Below are 20,381 nucleotides of genomic sequence, written 5' to 3' on the forward strand. Positions count from 1 at the left end.
ACATTTAAAAATGGCAGTAAAAATCCGTTTGACTCGTATGGGTTCTAAAAAGAAACCTTTCTACCGTATCAACGTTGCAGATTCACGCGCACCACGCGATGGTCGTTTCATCGAAACAGTTGGTACTTACAATCCACTTTTGGCTGAAAACTCAGTAACTCTTAAAGAAGAGCGTGTACTTGAATGGTTGGCAAAAGGTGCACAACCATCTGATACAGTTCGTAGCCTTCTTTCAAACGCTGGCGTATTGAAGAAATTCCACGAGCAAAAATTCTCTAAATAAGAACAGTAAGCGAGTACACTTATGGACATGATTGAAAATCTCATTATTGCGATTGTGAAACCTTTGATTTCACAGCCTGATAGCTTGACAATTAAAATTGTTGATACACCTGAATTCTTGGAATATCATTTGGATTTGGATCAATCTGATATTGGACGTATCATTGGTAGAAAAGGACGCACAATTTCTGCAATCAGAACGATTGTCTATTCTGTTCCAACAAGTGATAAAAAAGTTCGTTTAGTGATTGACGAGAAAGAATAGAAAGTCACCATTTGGTGGCTTTTAACGTTGACAAAGGGGCCTAGCCCCTTTTTATCATCATTTAGTTTCCTCTTAATACTTTGATATTTGATAGAGTAGGAAAACTTCAGGCCTACTAGATTTGTGCATATTTAAGTAAGGTTTGATATGTTTTATTTCGTCTAGTGACACGACTAATAGAAAGGTGGATTTATGCGATTAGTTTGGACCTATTTGAAAAAATACCCTAAGTGGATTGCCTTAGACTTGTTGGGGGCCTTCTTGTTTGTAGTGGTAAACTTGGGCTTGCCGACATTTTTGGCAAGAATGATTGACCAAGGGATTACAAAAAACAATGTTGGACAGCTTTACTACTGGGCAGGAATGATGGGATTGATTGTCCTGCTCGGTATTGTTGGCCGAGTGACACTTGCCTATGCAGCTGGAAAATTGACTACAAATATCGTCAAAGATATTCGAAATGATCTGTATGAGAAAATTCAGGACTATTCTCATCATGAATATGAGCAGATTGGTGTCTCTTCTCTAGTTGCTCGTATGACAAATGATGCTTTTGTTCTCATGCAATTCTCTGAAATGGTGTTGAAACTAGGTATTATTACACCCTTGATGATGATTGCTTCTGTCATCATGACCTTGGTAACCAGTCCGAGCTTGGCCTGGACAGTAGCAGTAGCCATGCCATTTTTGGTTTTCGTCATTTTTTATGTAGCTACTAAAACTCGTCCTCTTTCTGAAAAACAACAGAAACGATTGGACACCATTAACCAGTATGTTCGTGAAAATCTCATGGGCTTACGTGTCATTCGTGCCTTTACTCGTGAGGAGTTTCAAGAGGAGCGCTTTGAGTCGGTCAATGAGGAATATACCGATATTTCCAAAAAGCTCTTTAATCTGACTGGATTGACAGAGCCTCTCTTTGTCCAGATTATCATTGCTATGATTGTGGCCATTGTCTGGTTTGCTTTGGAACCCTTGAAAACAGGCAGTCTGCAAATCGGTGATTTAGTAGCCTTTATCGAATATAGTTTCCACGCGCTTTTCTCATTCTTGCTCTTTGCCAACTTGTTTAACATGTATCCACGTATGTCGGTATCGAGCCAACGGATTCAGGAAGTGCTAGATATGCCCATTTCCATTTCTAAGAATGAAGAAGGTATTACTGAAACTGATACTCGTGGCTATTTGGAGTTTGAAAATGTGACTTTTGCCTACCCTGGTGAGACCGAGTCGCCTGTATTGCACAATATTTCCTTCAAAGCCAAGCCTGGTGAAACCATTGCCTTTATCGGTTCGACTGGTTCTGGTAAGTCTTCCTTGGTCAACTTGATTCCACGTTTCTATGATGTGACACTTGGTCGTATCTTGGTGGACGGTGTGGATGTCAGACGCTACAATCTAAAGGCACTCCGCAGCAAGATTGGCTTTATTCCGCAGAAAGCTCTGCTATTTACCGGAACTATCGCGGAAAACTTAAAGTACGGTAAGATAGATGCTAGTCTTGCAGAACTTCATGATGCGACGGATGTGGCTCAGGCTAAGGAGTTTATCGAGAGTAAGGAAGAAAAATTCGACACCCATCTAGCTGAGGGCGGAAGCAACCTGTCAGGCGGGCAAAAGCAACGTTTGTCCATTGCACGTGCTATTGTGAAGCAGCCGAATATTTACATTTTTGATGATTCTTTCTCAGCCTTGGATTATAAGACGGATGCAATTTTGCGGAGTCGTTTGAAGGAAGTGACGGAAAATGCGACGGTGCTAATTGTGGCACAACGTGTCGGAACCATTATGGATGCCGACCAGATCATCGTGCTGAACGAAGGTGAAATCGTTGGCCGCGGCACCCACAATGAATTGATGGAAAGCAATGAGATTTATCGAGAAATCGCCAATTCTCAGCTTAACCGTCAATCGTTAACAGAAGAATAGGAGGAATTATGAAGAATAGATCAGTATTTACCCGTGTTTGGGACTATTTGCGTCGTTACAAATCTTCTGTATTTTTAGCCGTTTTTCTAAAGACCATTAGCGCAGTTATGAATGCCTTAGAACCCTTTGTACTGGGACTAATCATTACAGAATTGACCAAGAATCTGTTGGACATGGCAAATGGAGTAGAAGGAGCGCAGATTAACTATTCCTACATTGCCATCATGCTTGCCATCTATGCCCTTCGCGCCCTTCTATATGAAATCGGTACCTACGGTTCTAACTATTTTATGACCAAGGCAGTGCAGGGAGCAACTAAGGAACTACGTCAGGATTTGAGCCACAAAATTAACAAGATTCCAGTGTCTTATTTTGACAAGCACCAGTATGGTGATTTACTCGGGCGTTTTACAAGCGATGTGGAGACTGTTTCAAACGCCCTGCAACAAAGTTTTCTCCAGTTAGTCAATGCCGTTCTGACCCTCTCTCTAGCCATTTTCATGTGTTTCTGGTTGGATGTATCCCTAGCACTTGTAGTCGTAACCTTGGTTCCAGTGACCTATTTTGGTTCTAAGTTTGTCATGGGTAAATCCCAGCCATATTTCAAGCAGCAAGCTGATGCCCTAGGTCGTTTGAACGGCTTTGTCCAAGAAAATCTGACTGGTTTTAACGTTCTCAAACTTTACGGCCGTGAAGAAATTTCTACAGAAGAGTTTCGCCAGATTACCGCAGATTTGCAGAAAGTTGGTTTCAAGGCTAGTTTCATGTCTGGTTTGCTCATGCCCCTGGTACACGGCTTCTCAAACATCGCCTATGTAGTCGTTGCACTGCTATCTGGATTGAAAGTTCTTGCAGGTACATTGACGGTCGGTAATATGCAGGCCTTCGTCCAATACGTCTGGCAGATTTCTCAGCCAGTCCAAACCTTGACCCAGTTGGCACCACAGTTGCAGTCTGCCAAATCCTCCCTTGAACGCATCTTTTCAGTCTTAGATGAGCTTGATGAAGAAGACGCCAATGCACTAGAGTTGACAGAAAGTCTGACAGGACAAGTCAGCTTTGAACAGGTTGAATTTGGCTATTCAGAAGATAAGCCGCTTATCCGTAACTTTAATCTGGATGTTCAACCCGGTGAGATGGTGGCCATCGTTGGACCAACGGGGGCTGGTAAGACTACCCTCATCAACCTTCTCATGCGTTTCTATGATGTCACATCAGGTGCTATCAAGGTAGATGGGCAGGATATTCGAAATCTTTCACGTCAATCCTACCGTAGTCAATTTGGTATGGTCTTGCAGGATGCTTGGCTCTATGAAGGGACCATCAAGGAAAACCTGCGTTTTGGACGTCTGGATGCGACAGATGAGGAAATTGTGGAGGCTGCTAAAGCTGCCAACGTTGACCACTTTATCCGTACCCTGCCTGGCGGTTATAATATGGAAATGAACCAGGAATCCAGCAATATTTCCCAAGGTCAGAAACAGCTTTTGACTATTGCGCGTGCCTTGTTGGCGGATCCTGCTATTCTGATTCTTGACGAAGCGACTTCCTCAGTTGATACCCGTTTGGAACTCTTGATTCAAAAGGCCATGAAACGGTTGATGAAAGGGCGGACAAGTTTCGTCATCGCACACCGCTTATCAACTATTCAGGAAGCTGATAAGATTTTGGTCTTGAAAGATGGACAGATTATCGAACAAGGTAACCATGAAAGTCTTTTGGCAGACAAAGGTTTCTATTATAATCTTTATCAAAGTCAGTTTAGTCAATCTAATACTCTTCGAAAATCAAAAGCAGACGTTGTTGCCTTGATTTGATGAGTGAAAAGATCCTGTGGATTTTTTCAGCCTACTACCTGAAGACGCGAAAGCAGTAGGGGGACTATCTGCTCTTGGAGAAGCGAACTTTGTTCGCTCTATTTCCAACCTCCAAAGGCTCCCCAAACCTTTGGAGCTAGCCTGATTTTGATTTTCATTGAGTATACATAAAACGAACTCCCTTGTCAGTGACAGGGAGTTTTCTCATATGCATGTTTGTGAAAATTAATAGGAAATTTCGGATAATAGTCCCTCAGCGGTAGTGGTTGGGAGGATGCGGACACGATTGAGAGTCAGTAATCCGTCACTAGCAGAGGCCAAGCCGTTGTTAGTAGTCACACCAAGTTTGTAGCCAGCTTGTTCAGTTAAGGCTACTGTATCTGCTGAGTATCGTCCACCAGGGTAGGCGATAGCGATGGTTTCCTGATTTAATTGGCTGTCAAGATAGGCTTTAGAGGAAGTAAGTTCATTTGTTTGATCCTCGATAGAACTATACTCTAAATCAGGGTGGTTGACGGTATGCCCTTGGAAGGAGAGCCCTGCGGTCTGCATTTCCTTGATTTGTTCAAGAGTAAGGTGCCCTGCTTGTCCATATTCAGTAAATCCTGTAATGACATTGTTGGTTGCCTTCATTTGATATTGCTTAAGCAATGGGTAGGCATAACTATAAAAATCCCAGAGGCTATCGTCAAAGGTTAGCCAGACAACCTTTTTGCCAGCAGGAAGGACATTTTCTGTCAATACTTTATAAGCCTCTTCAGGTGATAAAGTATAGTAACCTGCATCTTGCAATGCTTTCAGATGACTTTCGAAAGTCGTTGGATCTACGATAAGATTCGCATTAGCTTCTTCCTCAGGAGCCATTACGTGAATGGCATGATACATGAGGATTGGAAGTCTGATAGGTTCAGTTTGTTGTTCCCAAATGATTTCAGTTTGTACTTCACTACTTTCTGAAGTCATAACACTCGAACTGGTTGTTGTCTCTACCGTTGAAGCTTTGGAATCATTTTGCTGCTTAGAAGGCTGTTTTAGAAAGATTAGAAAAATAGATAGTAGAGTCACTACTAATAATGCGATACCAAGTAGCATTGGCACAAGTTGTTTCTTTTGTGTGCGGCTTCGACGAGCTCTTCTTGAATGTTTCATTATCTTATCTCCGTAATCATATATTAAAACAATTATAACAAATTTTTTGCCAAATAGTCAGAATATTTGTTATAATGGGAGAAATACATTTTAAAGGAGAGCACATGGTAGTTAAGATAGGATTATTAGGATTTGGAACCGTTGCGAGTGGTGTGCCATTTTTGTTAGAAGAAAATCAGGAAAAAATAGAGAAAGCCGCGCATGATAGTATTGAAGTTGCTAAGGTTTTGGTCAAGGATGAAGCAGAAAAAGACCGTCTCTTGGCTGCAGGTCATGACTATCATTTTGTGACAAATATTGACGAGATTTTAGCTGATGAGGAAATTGCCATCGTCGTTGAGCTGATGGGACGTATTGAGCCAGCAAAAACATTTATTACACGTGCCTTGGAAGCAGGCAAGCATATTGTAACAGCCAATAAGGATTTACTTGCTGTTCATGGTGGCGAATTGCGTGCCTTGGCTGAAGAGAAAGGTCTTGCTCTTTATTATGAAGCTGCAGTTGCAGGTGGTATTCCAATCTTGCGTACCTTGGTTAACTCATTGGCTGCTGATAAGGTGACTCGTATCCTCGGTGTATTGAATGGTACTTCAAACTTCATGTTGACTAAGATGGTTGATGAAGGCTGGACTTACGAAAAAGCTCTTCAAACAGCACAGGAACTTGGTTATGCAGAATCTGACCCAACAAATGACGTTGAGGGGATTGATGCGGCTTACAAGGCTGTTATCCTCAGTCAATTTGCTTTCGGGATGACAGTTGATTTTGAACACGTAGCACACAAGGGGATTTCAAATATCACGCCAGAAGATGTAGCAGTGGCACAAGAGTTGGGCTATGTCATCAAACTTGTGGGTGATATTCAAGAGACTACCTCTGGTATTGCTGCCGAAGTATCTCCAACCTTCCTACCGAAAAATCATCCACTTGCAAGCGTGAATGGTGTGATGAATGCTGTATTTGTCGAATCTATCGGCATCGGCCAGTCTATGTACTATGGACCGGGCGCTGGGCAAAAACCGACTGCAACAAGTGTTATGGCTGACATTATTCGTATCGTTCGTCGCTTGAAAGACAATACTATCGGCAAAGCCTTCAATGAATATAGTCGCCCACTTCAATTGGCAGCCCCAAGCGATGTGAAAAGCGAATATTATTTCTCAATTGATGCGCCTGATAAAAATGGAAAAATGCTTCGTTTAGCAGAAATCTTCAATTCTGAAGAAATTTCCTTCAAGCAAATTCTGCAACAAGCTGCAGATGGAGAAACAGCTCGCCTAGTGATTGTGACCCATGAAATGAGTAAGACTCAGTTGGAAAATGTAACAGACAAATTGAGTAAAGAAACAGACTTTACTGTCTTAAATACCTTTAAAGTACTGGGAGAATAAGCAATGAAAATTATTATTCCAGCAACTTCAGCTAATATCGGTCCAGGATTTGATTCAGTAGGTGTTGCCCTTTCGAAATATCTAACGATTGAAGTATTTGAAGAGACTGATGAATGGGTGATTGAGCACAATCTTGAACATGTTCCATCAGACAAGAACAATCTTTTGATCAAGACAGCTTTAAAGATTGAAAAAGGATTGCAGCCTCATCGTATCAGAATGATTAGTGACATTCCCTTGGCACGTGGTTTGGGTTCATCCAGTTCCGTTATCGTAGCTGGTATCGAATTGGCTAATCAATTAGCAGGTTTGAATATGACAGCGGATGAAAAATTGCTCAAAGCTACAGAAATTGAAGGACATCCTGATAATGTAGCCCCAGCGATTTTTGGTAATTTAGTCATCTCTAGCTATGTTAATAAGAGAGTACAGGCAGTTGTAACAGAATTCCCAGAAGCAAGTTTTGTTGCCTTTATTCCAAACTACCCACTGCGTACGGTTGAAAGCCGAGGTGTACTGCCTTCTCAGATGGGGTACAAGAAAGCAGTGGCTGCTAGTGCCATTGCAAACGTTGCTGTTGCCAGTTTGATGGCAGGTGATCTTGAAAAAGCTGGGAAAGCAATTCAGTCAGACATGTTCCATGAACCGTTTCGTCAGCTACTTGTTAAGGAGTTTTGTCCAATCAAGCAAACTGCACAGGAGTTGGGAGCCTATGCAACCTACTTATCAGGTGCCGGTCCAACAGTGATGGTATTAGCGCCCAAAGATAGGGAGGACGCTATTGTTCTAGCATTAGAGGAACTAAATCTAGACGGAACTGTCCACCGCCTTCAAGTAGATACCAAAGGGATTGCTATTGTATAGATAGTGAGAATCTATCATTTGCAAAACTAAACATGTTTATTTTATTGGAGTTCGCCATCGCTACTATATGCGGTAGGAAGGGAACTCCTTTTTTTGTGCATTCCATTCTCCAATTCAAAATATTGGGGCAAATTAATTTGGCTTGTGAAAGTATTTTTGTTGAATTTTATTCGTTTTCTCCTGTAATTTTTGGTATAATAAATCCTGTATATCTTAAATTGAAATGAGAAGGTTATGAAAGATAAAATTAGGCTTGAATTAGAAGGCATCGATATCCGATTCGATGAGCCTTTAAAAGAATATACCTATACAAAAGTAGGAGGAGCTGTTGATTATCTAGCTTTTCCGCGGAATCGTTACGAGATTGTTCGTATAGTAGAATTTGCTAAACGCGAAGGTATTCCATGGCAAGTATTAGGAAATTCAAGTAATATCATTGTCCGAGATGGCGGTATTCGTGGTTTTGTTATCCGTATGGATAAACTTAACTCTGTTACTGTATCAGGATACACCATTGAAGCAGAAGCAGGTGCCAATCTGATTGAAACGACAAAAGTCGCACTTTTCCATTCTTTATCAGGATTTGAATTTGCTTGTGGTATTCCGGGAAGTATTGGTGGTGCTGTCTATATGAATGCAGGTGCTTACGGAGGTGAAGTGGCACACATTCTAGTTTCAGCGCAGATTTTGACTCCTGCAGGTTATGTTGAAACATTGGACAATCGTGTGTTACGATTTGGCTACCGTTCTTCTATTTTGCAGGAAAACGGTGCGATTGTTTTGTCTGCTAAATTTGCCCTCAAGCCAGGAAATCATACGGTTATTCAACAAGAAATGGCTCGTTTGACACATTTACGCGAGCTCAAGCAACCTTTGGAATATCCATCTTGTGGTTCAGTCTTCAAACGTCCACTTGGTCACTTCGCAGGTCAGTTGATTATGGAAGCTGGTTTGAAAGGCTACCGTATTGGTGGTGTTGAAGTATCTGAAAAACACGCAGGTTTTATGGTCAATGTCGACAATGGTACAGCAAAGGATTATGAAAATCTGATTGCACATGTGATTGATGTTGTTGAAAAATCTTCAGGCATTACGCTGGAGAGAGAGGTGCGTATTATCGGCGACCCATCTGATACATAGTCTTTCAGTTTATCTTTTATTACGTCGTTAACTCGCTTTGCCGTACTTCAGTACTGTCTGCAGCTCGTTGCCTAGTACTAAAAGCAAACTGAAAGACTAAACTCTAGCCATTAGGCTCTTACAAAAAAGAAGGAATTTATGAGAATTGAAAAAGCCAATTATTGAATTTAAGAACGTTTCAAAAGTATTTGAAGACAGTGGAACAACTGTATTGAAGGATATTAGTTTTGAATTGGAAGAGGGGAAATTTTATACCCTTTTAGGAGCTTCTGGTTCAGGTAAATCAACGATTTTGAACATTATTGCTGGTTTATTGGATGCGAGTTCAGGTGATATTTATCTGGACGGTCAACGGATTAATGATGTTCCAACCAATAAACGGGATGTCCATACTGTTTTCCAGTCCTATGCCCTTTTCCCACATATGACTGTCTTTGAAAATGTGGCTTTTCCTCTTAAATTACGCAAGGTTGACAAGGCTGAAATCGAACGCCGTGTGACAGAAGCCTTACAAATGGTCCGACTTTCTGGTTATGAAAATCGTTCCATTCAGAAATTGTCTGGTGGTCAACGCCAGCGGGTTGCTATTGCACGTGCGATTATCAACCAGCCTCGCGTTGTCTTGCTAGATGAACCACTTTCTGCCCTGGACTTGAAACTGCGGACAGAAATGCAGTACGAACTGCGTGAATTGCAACAACGTCTTGGAATTACCTTCGTCTTCGTTACCCATGACCAAGAAGAAGCTCTGGCCATGAGTGACTGGATTTTTGTCATGAACGAAGGCGAGGTTGTTCAATCTGGAACGCCAGTGGACATTTATGACGAGCCAATCAACCACTTTGTTGCCACATTTATCGGTGAGTCCAATATTCTATCTGGACGTATGATAGAAGACTACTTGGTTGAGTTTAATGGCAAACGTTTTGAGGCTGTGGACGGAGGTATGCGTCCAAATGAAGAAGTTGAAGTTGTTATCCGTCCAGAAGACTTGCAGATTACTCTACCAGAAGAAGGCAAATTGCAGGTAAAAGTAGATACCCAACTCTTCCGTGGGGTTCACTATGAAATCATTGCTTATGATGACCTCGGTAATGAGTGGATGATTCACTCTACTCGTAAGGCTATAGTGGGAGAGGTCATCGGTCTGGACTTTGAGCCAGAAGATATCCATATCATGCGCCTCAATGAAACGGAAGAGGAATTTGATGCCCGTATCGAAGAGTATGTGGAAGTGGAAGAAGTAGAAGATGGCTTGATTAACGCCATTGAGGAGGAACGCAATGAAGAAAACCTCTAGGCTTTTTGCAATTCCCTATGCCCTATGGGTCTTTCTCTTTGTACTTGCTCCAGTTGCCTTGATTATCTTCAAATCTTTCTTTGATATTCATGGCAATTTCACTTTGGCCAATTATCAGACCTATTTTAACTCGCCAAATATGACCTATCTGCGAATGAGTTTTAACTCCATTTTTTACGCAGGTATTATTACTCTGGTCACGCTTTTGGTTTCCTACCCAACAGCCTATTTCTTGACCAAACTCAAGCATAGACAGCTCTGGCTCATGTTGATTATCTTACCAACCTGGGTCAATCTTTTGCTGAAAGCCTATGCCTTTATCGGTATTTTTGGACAACACGGCTCTATCAACCAGTTCCTAGAATTTATTGGTCTAGGAGCTCAGCAAATTCTTTTCACAGATTTCTCCTTTATTGCTGTTGCAGCCTATATCGAGATTCCGTTTATGATTTTGCCGATCTTTAACGCCTTGGATGATTTGGATAAAAACCTAATCAATGCCAGTCGTGATTTGGGGGCAACTCCTTGGCAGACCTTCACAAAAGTTATTTTTCCTCTTTCCATGAACGGCGTTCGTTCAGGTGTTCAAGCGGTTTTTATTCCGAGTTTGAGCCTTTTCATGTTGACCCGTTTGATTGGCGGTAACCGAGTGATCACACTTGGTACAGCTATCGAACAACATTTCCTCACAACACAAAACTGGGGAATGGGCTCAACCATTGGTGTGGTCTTGATTTTAGCCATGCTCTTGATTATGTGGATGACGAAAGAGAGGAAGAAATAATGAAAAAATTTGCAAACATTTACTTAACGGTTGCCTTTCTTCTTCTTTATTTGCCGATTTTCTATTTGATTTTCTACGCTTTCAATGAAGGTGGAGATATGAACGGATTTACAGGTTTTACCTTGGAGCATTTTTCATCTATGCTTGGCGATAGCCGACTAATGCTGATTCTGGCTCAAACCTTCCTATTAGCTTTTTTGAGTTCTTTGATTGCGACCCTTATCGGAACTTTCGGTGCCATCTATATCTATCAGGCAAAACCTCGTTTTCAAAATGCACTCTTGTCTGTCAATAATATCTTGATGGTCGCTCCAGACGTCATGATTGGGGCAAGTTTCCTAATTCTCTTTACCATGATTGGTTTCCAGCTTGGCTTTGTTTCAGTATTGCTCAGTCATATTGCTTTTTCTATTCCAATCGTAGTATTGATGGTCTTGCCACGGCTGAAAGAGATGAACGCAGATATGATTTCAGCAGCTTATGATTTGGGGGCAACTCAGCCACAAATGCTGAAAGAAATCATGTTGCCATACCTAACACCAGCCATCATTGCAGGCTACTTCATGGCCTTTACCTATTCCTTGGATGACTTTGCTGTGACCTTCTTTGTAACGGGAAATGGTTACTCAAACCTATCTGTTGAGATTTATTCTCGGGCACGTCAAGGGATTTCTTTGGAAATCAATGCCTTGTCAACCCTTGTTTTCCTTTTCTCTATCTTATTGGTAGTAGGTTATTATTTCATCTCGCGTGAAAAGGAGGCCAACTAATGAAACGATTGTATTCATTTTTTGTAGGTATTGTAGCTATTATTCTTGTTTTATGGGGAATTAGTTCAAAATTAGAAGCAGATTCAACCCAAGGGACAACTGATAAACTTGTCATCTATAACTGGGGAGATTATATTGCCCCAGAATTGCTGGAAGAATTTACGGCTGAAACAGGTATTCAGGTGGATTACCAGACCTTTGATTCCAACGAATCCATGTACACTAAAATCAAGCAGGGAGGAACTACCTATGACCTGGCCGTTCCTTCTGAGTATATGATTTCCAAAATGACGGAAGAAGATATGCTCGTGAAACTAGATAAATCAAAAATTGAAGGTTTAGACAATATCGATCCACGATTTATGCGCTTGAGTTTTGATAAGAACAATGACTATTCTATTCCATATTTCTGGGGAACCTTGGGGATTGTTTACAATGAAACCATGGTAGAAAATCCTCCTCAAGAATGGGAAGATTTGTGGTCAGAAGAATACCGTGACAATATCATGTTAATCGACGGTGTTCGTGAGGTCATGGGCTTCGGTCTGCAATCTTTGGGTTACAGCTTAAACTCTAAAAATCCTGCAGAGATTGAAAAAGCAGCTGAACATCTCTATAATCTAACTCCAAATGTCAAAGCAATTGTTGCTGATGAGATAAAAGGTTATATGATACAAGATGCGGCAGCAATTGCTGTTTCGTTCTCAGGCGAGGCGAGTGAAATGTTAGATGGAAATGAAAATCTGCGCTATGTTGTACCATCAAAAGGTTCTAATCTTTGGTTCGATAACATGGTCATTCCAAAAACAGCAAAAAATATTGATGGAGCTTACGCCTTTATGAGTTTTATGCTTCGTCCTGAAAATGCGCTTCGCAATGCAGAATATGTTGGTTATTCAACACCAATTCCTGCAGCCAAGGCTATGCTGGATGAGGAGACTCAGAACGATGAATCTTTCTATCCATCTGAAGAAACGATGAAGAAGATGGAAGTTTATGATAATCTTGGACCAGAGATACTTGGAATGTATAATGACCTCTATCTCCAATTCAAGATGTATCGGAAATAGTCTGATTGGACAGGTAGCAATATAAATAAAAGAATGGGAGTGAGGTTCTTTACTAAGTACTTATTGCTCCTATTTTTTGGTCATACATACTATAGAAAGGAAGGGAAATCCCAATGGAAAATCACCGGAAAGAAGTTAGTTTTATTTCTCAATCAATCCTCTACTCGGTTCTGCGTGGTAGTTTAGTTGGCATTGTCGCTGGTTTAGTGGTCGTTGCATTTCGCTTAGCCATTGAAAAAATATTTTCTGTCTTTACGCACCTCTATTCTCTGGCAACAGACAATGCAATCTATTTACTTCTTATTGGAGGGCTTTATCTGGTCATAGCTTTACTTGTTGGCAAGTTGATCAAAGACGAGCCAAATGCAAAAGGTTCTGGTATACCACAGGTGGAGGCAGAACTAAAAGGAATTATGGATTTAAACTGGTGGTCAGTCCTTTGGAGAAAATTTATCGGCGGTGTTTTATCCATTGCATCTGGTCTAATGCTGGGGCGTGAAGGTCCCAGTATTCAATTAGGAGCTGTAACGGCTAAAGGTATATCAGTTCTTCTTAAATCCAGTGAAATGGAAAGAAGGAGTTTGATTGCTAGTGGCGCTGCGGCAGGTTTGGCAGCAGCTTTCAACGCACCAATAGCAGGCCTTTTATTTGTTGTGGAGGAAGTCTATCATCAGTTTTCACGTCTGGTATGGGTCTCAGCACTGGCAGCCAGTATCACTGCGAACTTTATTTCCTTACATTTTTTTGGATTAATGCCTGTTTTGCATATGCCGAAGGACTTACAGTTACTATCTCTTGACCAATATTGGATCTATATCTTACTTGGAGTTTTCCTTGGACTTGCTGGATATGTGTATGAAGTTGTTATCCTCAATATACAAGGTTTCTACACCCTTCTCTCAAAAATCATTCCTCTCCCAGTTCCATACTACAGTGCATTTGCCTTTTTGTTTATTATACCGATTGGTTATTTTTTCCCTAATCTGTTGGGTGGCGGGCATCATTTGATTTTAGAGCTTCCATATTTGGAACAAGGACTACTGACATTGGCAATCTTGATTTTAATACGATTTGTATGGAGCATGATTTCCTATGGTTCTGGTCTACCAGGGGGCATCTTTTTGCCCATATTAACCTTAGGAAGTCTCCTTGGGCTTTTTGTCGCACGGTTCTTCCTTGATATTGGTTTCATCAGTCAGGAGCAGATGCTATTGTTTATTGTATTGGGAATGGCAGGCTTTTTCGCAGCGATTTCCAAAGCACCTCTAACTGCTATTATTTTAGTAACTGAAATGGTTGGAAGTTTGAACCAATTGATGGTCATCGGGTTGGTAGCTTTGAGTTCCTATGTGATGATGGACCTCTTAGGTGGCGCGCCAGTCTATGAAGCAATGTTGGAAAAAATTCTGCCAGAAGAAGTAGAACAGCAAGAACACATGACCTTAATAGAGGTTGTTGTCAACGAAACATTGGACAGAAGATTTGTTAGCGAGTTACGTTTGCCGGATTCATGCTTGATCACCAGTCAAATTCATCATGGTAAGTCAAGGATTGTGAAAGGAAATAGCCAACTTTCTATGGGTGATTCCTTGCTCGTTGCAGTTCCAATCTCTCAAATTCATACCGTTCGTAGGATATTTGAGGGAGATTAGCATTTTTTTAGATTGTCTTAACAAAGAGATGAGAAAAGTCCCAATATTATAATGTTTCTGTTGTCTGGTCAACTCTCTCAATTCAGGAATGATTTCATCGGGAACGAAACTCCGAGGAAGCAGACCAATCCGTATTCATTTGGCAATCCAGTAAGCGTCTTTCTTGTCAGTTTTCTGACCTGTAATGGTCTTCATGTGGGCTGGTTGAGCAAGTATTAGCTCGAAGTCATCACATAGTGCATGCCAGACAGGTCGCCAATAGACACCTGTGTTTTCCATACCAACAGCTTCCACATGAAATTGACTGAGAAAATCGTGGTAAGCACGTAGACCTTTAGTCGTTATATCCAATGTAGCTAAGTAACACTTTGGACAAGTTGAGGGGAATACAAACGACAATATCGACTTGATCTACACATGATTATCTATGACAATTCCTTCCTTCTTGTAAGTTAGAGAGCCTATCTACTGAATTTTATACTCTTCGAAAATCAAAATCAGACGTTGTTGACTTGATTTGATGAACTTCAGTTCTATCTGCATCTGCGTCGCCTAGTCTGTTTTTGATTTTCATTGAGTATTAGTCATATTCTTGAGTGTATATTGTGGTTCTTATCAGTAGGCTGGAGCAGTTTTGTCACCATAATTAACATCAATAATGCACCAACCGCAAGGCCCTCACTAGGTATATAATCTTAGTGAGGGCTTTATGCTCATTCTCATTATTCTGTGGGTAAGGACGGAGCTACCATGAATGTCTTGCTCACTCCCTTGTTATAGTCATTTGAATTATCTTTGATACATCGTCGCTTTCGGCTTGCCGTACTCTGCAGAAGTGACTTGCTTTGCAAGTTATATCTCCAACCTAGCACAGCCACTAGGCTGTGCTAGCAACCTACACCTCAGTTCCTTGTCTGAAAGCTAATTCATTCGACTATAGTGTGCATTATCTGTATCTATGGTTATAGATATTATTGATAGCTAGTTATAGTTTGAATAAATAACTGAATTTTCAGAATATACTTGCAATACTGATAATTTTGTGTTTTAATATATTTATTGGTTTTGCCAATAATGAAGGAGAAAAACTAGGAGGAAAAGTTATGAAAAAGAAAGAAACTTTCTCACTTCGGAAGTATAAAATTGGAACTGTGTCTGTTCTTTTGGGTGCAGTTTTTTTGTTTGCAGGTGCACCATCGGTAGCTGCAGATGAATTGACAAGCCTAGTAGAGACTAAGGTGGAAACAACTGTTCCTGACGCAATCGTCAGCGAATCAACCTCAGAAAGTCCCGTTGTCGAGGAGTTAGTTGACAATTCTGTGGAGGCTACCCCAACTGATGTAACCACTACAGATACTGTAGAGGAAACACTTGGCTCAGAAGCTCTTGAAAACATCACAAATACGGAAGTAGAAGCGACTCAACCAGCTGTAGAAACTCCAGCTATTTCAGAGAAAAAAGTAGAAGAAGAGGAGAAGCTTTCCGTAGCAGATGAGACTACTGCTATTACTAATCAGGAAGAAGCGAAACCACAAAACATTGATAGTAATACAATCATTACAGTACCTAAAGTTTGGGATAGTGGTTACAAGGGCGAAGGAACAGTAGTTGCAATCATTGATTCCGGTCTTGACGTTGATCACGATGTATTGCATATTTCAGATCTCTCAACCGCAAAATATAAATCAGAAAAAGAGATAGAAGCAGCTAAAGAAGCAGCAGGAATTACCTACGGTGAATGGTTTAACGATAAGGTTGTATTTGGTTATAACTATGTTGATGTGAATACTGTCTTGAAAGAAGAAGACAAACGCTCGCACGGTATGCACGTAACGAGTATTGCCACAGGAAATCCGACACAACCAGTCGCTGGACAATTAATGTATGGTGTAGCTCCTGAAGCGCAAGTCATGTTTATGCGTGTATTCTCAGACCTCAAAGCTACAACAGGCGCAGCATTGTACGTAAAAGCGATTGAAGATGCTGTAAAATTAGGTGCAGATAGCATTAACCTCAGCCTGGGAGGAGCTAACGGCTCTGTTGTTAACATGAATGAAAATGTGACTGCAGCAATCGAGGCTGCTCGTCGTGCAGGGGTTTCTGTTGTTATTGCTGCTGGTAATGATGGAACATTTGGTTCAGGTCATTCTAATCCGTCAGCCGATTATCCAGATTATGGCTTGGTCGGTGCACCTTCAACAGCTCGCGATGCAATTTCTGTCGCTTCTTACAATAACACAACGGTTGGTAGTAAAGTAATCAATATCATTGGCTTAGAAAACAATGCTGACTTGAATTACGGTAAGAGTTCGTTTGATAATCCAGAGAAAAGTCCCGTACCATTTGAAATCGGGAAAGAATATGAATATGTTTATGCGGGAATCGGTCAAGCTTCGGATTTTGATGGTCTAGATTTGACTGGAAAACTTGCACTCATCAAACGTGGAACGATTACTTTCTCAGAAAAAATAGCCAATGCAACAGCTGCAGGTGCAGTAGGGGTGGTCATTTTCAATAGCCGTCCAGGTGAAGCCAACGTAAGCATGCAACTTGATGATACAGCTATTGCAATTCCATCTGTCTTCATTCCATTGGAATTTGGTGAAGCTTTGGCAGCTAACTCATATAAGATTGCGTTCAATAACGAAACAGATATTCGCCCTAACCCAGAAGCAGGTCTTCTTTCAGATTTTTCAAGTTGGGGTCTATCAGCGGATGGCGAGCTAAAACCAGACTTAGCTGCTCCAGGTGGTGCTATTTATGCAGCTATCAATGATAATGACTATGCCAACATGCAGGGAACAAGTATGGCTTCACCACACGTGGCAGGAGCAGCCGTACTAGTAAAACAGTATTTACAGGCAACTTACCCTACTAAGTCCCCTCAAGAAATCGAAGCCTTAGTAAAACACTTGCTTATGTCTACTGCTAAAGCACATGTGAACAAAGAAACAACAGCCTACACTTCCCCTCGCCAACAAGGTGCAGGTATCATCGATACTGCGGCAGCTATTTCTACAGGTTTATATTTGACTGGCGAAGACGGTTATGGCAGCATTACCTTGGGCAATGTTGAGGATACATTCAGCTTTACGGTCACACTTCATAACATTACAAACGAAGATAAGACTTTAAACTACTCAACGCAATTAACAACTGATACTGTCCAAAATGGATTAATCACCTTGGCTCCGCGTCTATTAGCAGAGATTTCTGGCGGTAAGGTGACTGTGAAAGCCAATTCAAGTACAACTGTTACAATTAATGTCGATGCATCAAGCTTTGCAGAAGAATTGACAGGTTTAATGAAAAATGGTTACTATCTTGAAGGTTTTGTTCGATTTACAGATGTAGCCGATGGCGGTGATATTGTCAGCATTCCATACGTTGGTTTCCGTGGGGAATTCCAAAATCTAGCCGTTCTAGAAGAGCCGATTTACAATCTTATTGCCGATGGTAAGGGGGGCTTCTACTTTGAACCTGTTACAGCACAACCAGATACTGTTGATATCAGCCATCACTACACAGGTCTTGTTACAGGAAGTACGGAGTTAATCTATTCTACAGACAAACGATCTGACTTTGCGATCAAGACACTTGGTACATTTAAAAATGAAGCAGGATACTTTGTTTTAGAGCTTGATGAGTCTGGTAAGCCTCATTTAGCTATCTCGCCAAATGGGGATGACAACCAAGATTCGCTCGCTTTCAAAGGTGTCTTCTTGAGAAATTATACGGATTTAGTCGCAAGCGTCTATGCTGCAGATGATACTGAGCGAACAAATCCACTTTGGGAAAGTCAACCACAGTCAGGCAATAAGAACTTCTATAGTGGTGATCCTAAAAATCCAAAATCAAGCATTATTTACCCTACTGAATGGAATGGGACAGACAGCGAGGGAAATGCTTTAGCAGATGGTAAGTATCAATACGTTTTGACCTACTCATCTGAAGTTCCAGGTGCAGCAGTACAAACTATGATTTTCGATGTTATCATCGATAGAGAATCACCAGTTATCACCACAGCTACCTATGATGAAACAAACTTTACATTTAACCCTCGTCCAGCCATTGAAAAAGGAGAATCCGGTCTATATCGCGAGCAAGTATTCTACCTTGTAGCGGATGCAAGCGGTGTGACAACTATTCCTTCCTTATTAGAAAATGGTGATGTAACCGTTTCTGATAACAAGGTATTTGTGGCACAAAACGACGATGGCTCCTTTACATTGCCTCTTGACCTTGCAGATATTTCAAAATTCTACTACACAGTAGAGGATTATGCTGGTAACATCAGCTATGAAAAAGTAGAGAATCTGATCAGTATTGGCAATGAAAAAGGGTTGGTAACTGTCAATATTCTTGATAAAGATACAAATAGTCCTGCACCAATACTTTTCTCTTACTCAGTCACCGATGAAACAGGCAAGATTGTTGCAGAATTACCACGATATGCCGGCGATACTAGCGTTCTTAAGCTACCATTTGGTACTTACACCTTTGATTTATTCTTATATGATACAGAATGGTCAAGCCTAGCAGGTGAAACAAAAGCAGTCGTGACGATTTCGGAAGAAAATAGCACTGCCGAGGTGAATTTCTATGTGACTTTGAAAGATAAGGCCAACTTGCTGGTAGATATTGATGCATTACTACCTTCTGGTTCAACCATCCAACTGGTAACTGCTGATGGCCAGACTATTCAGCTACCAAATGCTAAATATTCTAAGACCGATTATGGTAAATTTGTACCAGTTGGTACCTACACTATCCTTCCAACCCTCCCAGAAGGCTATGAATTTTTGGAAGAATTAGACGTAGCAGTACTTGCAAAACAGTCAAATGTTAAGAAATTAACCTTGATTAATAAAGTTGCTTTGAAAGAACTGATTGCTGAACTTGCGAGACTTGAAGAAACAGCGCGTTATTACAATGCTAGTCCAGAACTTCAAACTGCCTATGCTAAAGCATTAGAAGATGCCAATGCAGTATATGCCAACAAACACAATCAGGCACAAGTAGATTCAGCAGTTGCCAGTCTTGTGGCAGCGAGAGAGCAGCTAAACGGTCAGGCTACCGATACGGAAAAACTAATTGCTGAAGTATCAAACTACACACCGACTCAGGCAAACTTTATTTATTATAATGCTGAAAATACCAAACAAATTGCCTATGATACAGCTGTTCGTTCAGCACAACTTGTATTGAACCAAGAGAATGTAACACAGGCAGTTGTCGACCAAGCGTTGGCGGACTTGTTAGCAGCGAAAGCCGGCTTAGATGGTCAAAAGACTGATATTTCAGCCCTTCGTAGCGCAGTATCCGTTTCTTCCGTATTAAAAGCGACAGATGCTAAGTATATCAATGCATCTGAAAACGTGAAACAAGCTTATGACCAGGCAGTTGAAGCAGCGAAAACGATTCTAGCTGACGAATTTGCAAGCCAAGCAAGTGTCGATCAAGCTCTAGCCGTTCTGACAAGCGCTCAGGCAGAACTGGATGGTGTTGCTACTTCAACAAATGATGCCAAAGAGCCAGCAAATACTGCCACTGACAAAAAAGATGAAGGCACTGTAACGCCTCCACCTATAGACTCAGAAAAAGTTGATGTACAGGCACCTCCTGTAAAAGATACTGGGAATTCAGGGCATGTACCGATAGGTCAGAGGCCAAACCCTCAATCAACTTTACCTCGTCCAGTCACTTTGCAAGCTAGTCTATCTAGCCCTAATCAAGAAAAACAGGTGACTCAACTACCAAATACTGGAGACAATGATACGAGATACTATCTTGTTCTTGGTGTCATTATTGGGCTAGGGACTCTGTTGGTAAGCAAACGACGTCATAAAGAAGAAGTCTAAGAAAATATAGTCATACTCTTCGAAAATCAAAATTATCCGTTGTCAACTTGCCTTGATGAGTGAAAAGCTCCAGTGGAGGTTTTCAGCCTGTTACCTTGAAATAAGAT

14 protein-coding genes and 1 pseudogene are annotated in these 20,381 nt (G+C 41.1%); 13 read left to right on the top strand and 2 right to left on the bottom strand.

Annotation, left to right across the window (positions count from 1 at the left end; genetic code table 11):
* Positions 1-10 precede the first annotated feature (10 nt).
* The 4 genes from rpsP to F9856_RS03045 all read left to right on the top strand — a co-directional run bounded on the left by rpsP (position 11) and on the right by F9856_RS03045 (position 4,293).
* Entirely contained in the window at positions 11-283 is a 273-nt protein-coding gene (gene rpsP, locus F9856_RS03030; protein WP_002940682.1) for a 30S ribosomal protein S16, read from the top strand.
* A 21-nt stretch (positions 284-304) separates the two neighbouring features.
* The gene (locus tag F9856_RS03035) at positions 305-547 is read left to right on the top strand and encodes a KH domain-containing protein (RefSeq protein WP_012028079.1); all 243 of its coding nucleotides are present in this window, start codon (positions 305-307) and stop codon (positions 545-547) included.
* A gap of 192 nt (positions 548-739) precedes the next feature.
* On the top strand, positions 740-2,476 hold the full coding sequence (locus F9856_RS03040; protein ID WP_202105690.1) for an ABC transporter ATP-binding protein: 1,737 nt from the start codon (positions 740-742) through the stop codon (positions 2,474-2,476).
* An 8-nt stretch (positions 2,477-2,484) separates the two neighbouring features.
* Positions 2,485-4,293, top strand: coding sequence for an ABC transporter ATP-binding protein (locus F9856_RS03045; protein ID WP_202105691.1), 1,809 nt, complete (start codon positions 2,485-2,487; stop codon positions 4,291-4,293).
* A gap of 225 nt (positions 4,294-4,518) precedes the next feature.
* On the opposite strand, the gene F9856_RS03050 is transcribed toward F9856_RS03045, so the two are convergent.
* Positions 4,519-5,442 carry a polysaccharide deacetylase family protein gene (locus F9856_RS03050; protein WP_002940677.1) on the bottom strand — a complete coding sequence of 308 codons (924 nt, stop codon included), beginning with the start codon at positions 5,440-5,442 and terminating at the stop codon, positions 4,519-4,521.
* Positions 5,443-5,546: 104 nt separating this feature from the next.
* On the opposite strand from F9856_RS03050, the gene F9856_RS03055 reads away from it, so the two are divergent.
* The 8 genes from F9856_RS03055 (at position 5,547) to F9856_RS03090 (ending at position 14,413) form a co-directional block, all read left to right on the top strand.
* Entirely contained in the window at positions 5,547-6,833 is a 1,287-nt protein-coding gene (locus F9856_RS03055; protein ID WP_202105692.1) for a homoserine dehydrogenase, read from the top strand.
* A gap of 3 nt (positions 6,834-6,836) precedes the next feature.
* A complete protein-coding gene (gene thrB, locus F9856_RS03060; RefSeq protein WP_011922331.1) occupies positions 6,837-7,697 on the top strand; it encodes a homoserine kinase in 861 nt (286 codons plus the stop codon).
* A gap of 234 nt (positions 7,698-7,931) precedes the next feature.
* Entirely contained in the window at positions 7,932-8,837 is a 906-nt protein-coding gene (gene murB, locus F9856_RS03065) for a UDP-N-acetylmuramate dehydrogenase (RefSeq protein ID WP_202105693.1), read from the top strand.
* A 145-nt stretch (positions 8,838-8,982) separates the two neighbouring features.
* Entirely contained in the window at positions 8,983-10,137 is a 1,155-nt protein-coding gene (locus tag F9856_RS03070; RefSeq protein WP_202105694.1) for an ABC transporter ATP-binding protein, read from the top strand.
* Positions 10,121-10,921, top strand: a complete 801-nt coding sequence (locus F9856_RS03075) for an ABC transporter permease (protein ID WP_002938659.1) — start codon at positions 10,121-10,123, stop codon at positions 10,919-10,921. Before F9856_RS03070 ends, F9856_RS03075 begins: the two co-directional genes overlap by 17 nt.
* A complete protein-coding gene (locus tag F9856_RS03080) occupies positions 10,921-11,691 on the top strand; it encodes an ABC transporter permease (protein WP_015646880.1) in 771 nt (256 codons plus the stop codon). Before F9856_RS03075 ends, F9856_RS03080 begins: the two co-directional genes overlap by 1 nt.
* Complete coding sequence (locus tag F9856_RS03085; RefSeq protein WP_202105695.1) at positions 11,691-12,761, top strand: ABC transporter substrate-binding protein; 1,071 nt, start codon at positions 11,691-11,693, stop codon at positions 12,759-12,761. Before F9856_RS03080 ends, F9856_RS03085 begins: the two co-directional genes overlap by 1 nt.
* Positions 12,762-12,874: 113 nt before the next feature.
* The gene (locus F9856_RS03090) at positions 12,875-14,413 is read left to right on the top strand and encodes a ClC family H(+)/Cl(-) exchange transporter (RefSeq protein WP_202105696.1); all 1,539 of its coding nucleotides are present in this window, start codon (positions 12,875-12,877) and stop codon (positions 14,411-14,413) included.
* A 48-nt stretch (positions 14,414-14,461) separates the two neighbouring features.
* Here the strand turns inward: F9856_RS03090 and F9856_RS03095 are convergent.
* Positions 14,462-14,794, bottom strand: a pseudogene (locus tag F9856_RS03095) (IS110 family transposase); the annotation flags it as partial.
* Between the two features lie 722 nt (positions 14,795-15,516).
* Here F9856_RS03095 and F9856_RS03100 point away from each other — a divergent pair.
* On the top strand, positions 15,517-20,274 hold the full coding sequence (locus tag F9856_RS03100) for a S8 family serine peptidase (RefSeq protein ID WP_202105697.1): 4,758 nt from the start codon (positions 15,517-15,519) through the stop codon (positions 20,272-20,274).
* Positions 20,275-20,381 lie beyond the last annotated feature (107 nt).

Origin of the sequence: Streptococcus suis (assembly GCF_016743335.1) — a bacterium.
Lineage (GTDB): Bacteria > Bacillota > Bacilli > Lactobacillales > Streptococcaceae > Streptococcus > Streptococcus suis_Y.

Bases quoted from the DNA above. Each gene is read 5' to 3' on its own strand.
- rpsP (WP_002940682.1), top strand. From the start codon at position 11: ATGGCAGTAAAAATCCGTTTGACTCGTATGGGTTCTAAAAAGAAACCT.
- F9856_RS03035 (WP_012028079.1), top strand. From the start codon at position 305: ATGGACATGATTGAAAATCTCATTATTGCGATTGTGAAACCTTTGATT.
- F9856_RS03040 (WP_202105690.1), top strand. From the start codon at position 740: ATGCGATTAGTTTGGACCTATTTGAAAAAATACCCTAAGTGGATTGCC.
- F9856_RS03045 (WP_202105691.1), top strand. From the start codon at position 2,485: ATGAAGAATAGATCAGTATTTACCCGTGTTTGGGACTATTTGCGTCGT.
- F9856_RS03050 (WP_002940677.1), bottom strand. From the start codon at position 5,442: ATGAAACATTCAAGAAGAGCTCGTCGAAGCCGCACACAAAAGAAACAA.
- F9856_RS03055 (WP_202105692.1), top strand. From the start codon at position 5,547: ATGGTAGTTAAGATAGGATTATTAGGATTTGGAACCGTTGCGAGTGGT.
- thrB (WP_011922331.1), top strand. From the start codon at position 6,837: ATGAAAATTATTATTCCAGCAACTTCAGCTAATATCGGTCCAGGATTT.
- murB (WP_202105693.1), top strand. From the start codon at position 7,932: ATGAAAGATAAAATTAGGCTTGAATTAGAAGGCATCGATATCCGATTC.
- F9856_RS03075 (WP_002938659.1), top strand. From the start codon at position 10,121: ATGAAGAAAACCTCTAGGCTTTTTGCAATTCCCTATGCCCTATGGGTC.
- F9856_RS03080 (WP_015646880.1), top strand. From the start codon at position 10,921: ATGAAAAAATTTGCAAACATTTACTTAACGGTTGCCTTTCTTCTTCTT.
- F9856_RS03085 (WP_202105695.1), top strand. From the start codon at position 11,691: ATGAAACGATTGTATTCATTTTTTGTAGGTATTGTAGCTATTATTCTT.
- F9856_RS03090 (WP_202105696.1), top strand. From the start codon at position 12,875: ATGGAAAATCACCGGAAAGAAGTTAGTTTTATTTCTCAATCAATCCTC.
- F9856_RS03100 (WP_202105697.1), top strand. From the start codon at position 15,517: ATGAAAAAGAAAGAAACTTTCTCACTTCGGAAGTATAAAATTGGAACT.